Raw genomic sequence first — 4195 nt, forward strand, 5'->3', positions numbered from 1 at the left:
GGTATCGAGCCGGACGGCTCCCAGCGCGATCCGGCATGTCGCCGCCCGGTCAGATGCTTCGCGCAACGTCTCTGTCGCGCTGGCTAGTGCAGCGATCTGGGCACGCAGCGACTCTATTTCTACATCCTTCGTCTTGATGCCGCCGTCCAGCTCTTGAGCCTCAGCAATTTTCGCGTCCAGGCCGTCGAGTTCTGTGACACCCGCCGCAATGAGGTGCGGAGCCGCTTCTCGATTCCAACGATCCTCCAATCCTTGGGCTTTCTTTTGAGTCTCGCGTCGGCCGCCCCGAACGTGCACCATCGCAATATCGGCGATAGCGACCTCAACCTCTGTGTTGGCTTCAATGTCGAGTGGTTGCGCCGTGGAAGTCGAATCGATTTCCTGTCCGTCCTTTTGAACCCGCAAGTCAAGGCGAGCTTTCGGAGTCACCGTCACTACAAAACCGACATCAAGAGCGCCCCGCGCAGCGTCGAGCTCTCGGGCGAGCTTACGCATAGGACCGAGAGCACCCGGAATCGGAACCGCAATCGCAGCGCGCTGCGCGATCAACCGTGCCCGTTCTCCGGAGGTGACCTCCAAGCGGGTTCGGAGAGCAGCGTCTTTATCGACTGCGGCTTGAGCATCTTTTACTTGCTTGTCAGCAGCATGAACATCCAGCACTCGCTCAAGCAAGTCGCATCGTTGTAGCTCGTCGCCAGCTTTCTTCGCTGCCCCTGTCGCTTTGGAAGCGGCGTCAAGAGCAGCGTGGGCTTTTGTCTGTTGGTCTTGGAGATCACATTCGACCGAAGTCACGGTATCCACAAGCTTCTGGGCAGCTAAAGCCGCATCAATCCGTTGCTGCGCTTCGCGCGTCGTCAGTTCCGCCGCCGACTTTTGAAGTTCGAGCTGCTGGCGCACAACCGTATCGCTCACGCCCGGGTCGGATTCTTCTGCATGGGCCGCTTCTTCTGCGGTCTTAAGGGCGGTGTCTGCTTCCACTTGCCGACCTCGGGCCAGATTCAGCGCTTGTTCCGCCTCATTGATTTTTTCAGCCAGGTCCGCGACCTCTCGCTCCGCCGTCGCCACTTCGCTCCCAATCTTCTTGATACGCAGTACATCTTCTTCTGTAATGCGCACCTGTTCCGCCGCGGCTGAGCGGCACATTGCCTGCGAAGCAAGCCCTTCAAGACTTGCGACGAGATTAGTGGCGACAGCCAATGCCTCCTGCTTCAGGGCGCGCCGACCGGTCAGATCCCGCAACTGTCTCTCTGCGCCCTCGGATTCGGCCACAATGCGTTGTAACTCCTCCTTCTCGTCTCTCGTTTCGATCAGTCGGTCAGCGGCCGCCTTGAAGACGCTCCCCCTCGCGGTCTTCTTCGCGCCTTTGTCGGTGTACGCTGCATCCCGTCGCTCCTGCGTTTCCCTAAGCAACGCGACAAAGAGAGGGTCCTGCGCGACTGCCTGCAAAGCCGCGGCGATCTGTTCCTTCCCACTGCCGGTCAGATCACTCTGTAAGCTATTCCGAAGTACGGCGCTTACGTCGTCTTGCGGAGACAGGAGCGCTGTCGCAAGGAAACTCGCTGGCAGCCCTTTAGCTCCGCCACTGCCGCCAGGCTCGGGAATGCCCCAACGCAGGATCTCTCGTAGTTTCGCATCCACCTTCCTCCCGCGCTCCACATCATCGAAGTCCCGACCATTCCTCGACTCCTGAATAAGCGAAGAGCCGCCCTTGCCGAACTGTTTTCGTATCCGCCAGACACGCTGCGCTTCGGTTTCAAACGTCATCTCAACAATCGGATCGTCACTGCCTGTCCACGCGATGTACTGATCGCAATGCGTTGATGTGTGAGGAAGCAACAGGCCCAGTCGGATGGCAGCAACCAGAGTGGATTTGCCGAGATCATTCGGACCATAAAGCACATTGAGTCCTGGACCGAACTCGATATCCACGTTTCCGATCCCAGCGAAACTAACGACACGCAGCCGGTTTAGTCTCATAAATCGCGCCCGCCTGTCGCATCGTGGCTCTGCAGCAACTTATAAAGATGCGCCAGTGCCCTTGTAGCTCTTGATTTCTCGGATTCATCCGTCGCCCCCGCGACAAGGCGGTCTAGTCGAGCGACGGTATCTTTGAGCACCGGCGGAAGGTCATCCGGGAATGCATCCCCGGAACCGACTTGTAATCGCAGATTCGCCAGATCCTCCACCAGGACGCCAACGCGGCCGTGTGTCGCGTCGGTCCCCCGGAGGTCTCGCAGTATCCGCTCGACCTCGCTTTCCTCGGACAAGGAGACTGTCATATCGAGATGAAGTCGGACCACGTGGCGGTCGAGACCCGGAGTAGTCAATAAGGCGCGAAGCTCATTCATGTCACGGCACCGCACGTCGATCCACCGCCAGAAGGCAACCGGCTCGGCATCAACGCGGGGGCGCAACCCGCGCCTGAACAAAGCGACGAGCGCGACGCGGCCTGCGCCCGCTTCGTCGAAACTTGTTGGCTCAGGAGCGCCTGGGTATACCGTTGGCACCGCCAGATTTTCAGTTACGTCGCGAAAGGAATGCGTGTCGCCTATTGCGAGATAATCCAATCCGCGTAGCACGCCCGCATCCCGGCGAATAGGAAAGTTCGTCTGGTACCCCTCCATATCAAAGGTGCAGCCGTGGACACAACCGATGCGGAGCCGTTCATCGCCAGGTTCGCGCGTCGGAAGCGCCATCGCCAGATCGTTCTCGCCCGCCTTTGAACGGCACGGGCGCGCGTACAAAATCGCGTTTGGCGCGATCTCATATGAGAAATCATCACGGTCGACGACATGCACCCAGGCGGGAAGCTTTGATCGAAACGCGTGACCTGGAGCCCACACGGACTGTTGCGTCAAGGGGTCGTGGTTGCCGGGAATCAGAAACAGAGGGGGATGGTTTCCAGCGTGCCCTTGGAAGGTCCTTGCAAGCCCGTCCCAAAAGTCCGGAGCCGGATCAGGATCGTCGAATATGTCGCCGACGCACACTATTGCGTTGACCGCATTGCGCCGCGCCACGTCGAGAATCGTCGCGACCACGTCCATACGTGCCCGTGACAGCTTTTTCTGTCCCTCTTCTGGAAACGACGGAAACCGTCGCCCGAGGTGCCAGTCCGCAGTGTGCAGCAGCCTCAGCACGACTTCTCCGGGTTGGGTGCGGTGATCTGGAACGTCGCATGGAACAGCCGTGTCACGCTCGGCACCCGATATCGAAGCTCGTGATATTCGTCGCGCCATCTTCTATATACCTCGTCTTCCCTGGATTCCAATGCACCGATGCGTTCCTCAAGACTCTCGTCCTTTGTGGCGAGCCGGACGATCTCCGCCTCGACCCGATCTCGGGCACTGGAACCGACAATCTCGTCACGCCGCGATTTCACGGCTCGAAGCTTTTCAGCGATGCTCGCGCGCTCACGTCGGCACACCAGAATTTTGTCTTCCACGAACCGCTCAAGCTGACCGATGGCTTCCTCGAAATGCTTTTGCTCGCCTTTCTCGACCTCCCGCTGATCGACGAACACCGCCTCGTCCACCGCGTCATCGAGCCATTGCGTCTCCACGGGAACCTTGAATACCGGACTGGCAATGGCCTGCAAGCGCATGAGCTTGGCCGCCAGCGATGGGTCGATCGGCGCGCCATCGACGACAGCCGCCGCGACGAGCCGCTGAACTGGCTCGAAGCCGAGGTAGTCGACCAGAACGACACTCAGAAGGCCCACCTTCCCCGTCAGCGCCGTGAGTTCCGACGAGGAATCTGGAGGAAGCTGCAGCTTGACCGAGTCGCCGCCTGACCACGTTCGGGCCTGCGCGATCGCGGCGTGAACCAGCGGATGTACAAGATTCAAAGCCTCGGCTTCGCTTAACGCCCTAGCGTCTCCGGTCGCAAAGCGCCGTCCGTCCCCTACCTCAACGGGTAATGAGGAGCCAGGCGCGAGTTCGAAAACGACCCGACCAGCCTCGTCGAAACGTCGATACTTAACGGCACGGGCGGAGAGGTATCCATCCACCAGGTCGGCGATGTCCCTATCAAGATCCGCAAGACTGCGTGGCAAGTCCTCCCGCAGGCGTTTGAACACTCTGCGCACGTTCTCGTCAAACCGCGACTCGATAATCTGGGAAGTTCGCTCGTATTCCTTCTCGAAAGCCTCCCTGCGCTCCGAAATCTTGTCGCGCAGCGCGGCAATCTCGCGCGTGAC

The 4195-nt window shown here is 59.6% G+C and carries 3 protein-coding genes; all 3 read right to left on the reverse strand.

Annotated features, from left to right (window positions below; genetic code table 11):
* On the reverse strand, positions 1-1977 hold a 1977-nt coding region (locus ABSF49_RS20680; RefSeq protein WP_424114524.1), incomplete at its 3' end, for an AAA family ATPase.
* Positions 1974-3137, reverse strand: coding sequence for a metallophosphoesterase family protein (locus ABSF49_RS20685; RefSeq protein WP_424114525.1), 1164 nt, complete (start codon positions 3135-3137; stop codon positions 1974-1976). The genes ABSF49_RS20685 and ABSF49_RS20680, both read right to left, overlap by 4 nt.
* Positions 3131-4195, reverse strand: a 1065-nt coding sequence (locus tag ABSF49_RS20690) for a hypothetical protein (protein WP_424114526.1), incomplete at its 5' end; no start/stop codon positions are given. The genes ABSF49_RS20685 and ABSF49_RS20690, both read right to left, overlap by 7 nt.

This window comes from Roseiarcus sp., from assembly GCF_049514155.1.
Classification (GTDB): Bacteria; Pseudomonadota; Alphaproteobacteria; order Rhizobiales; family Beijerinckiaceae; genus Roseiarcus.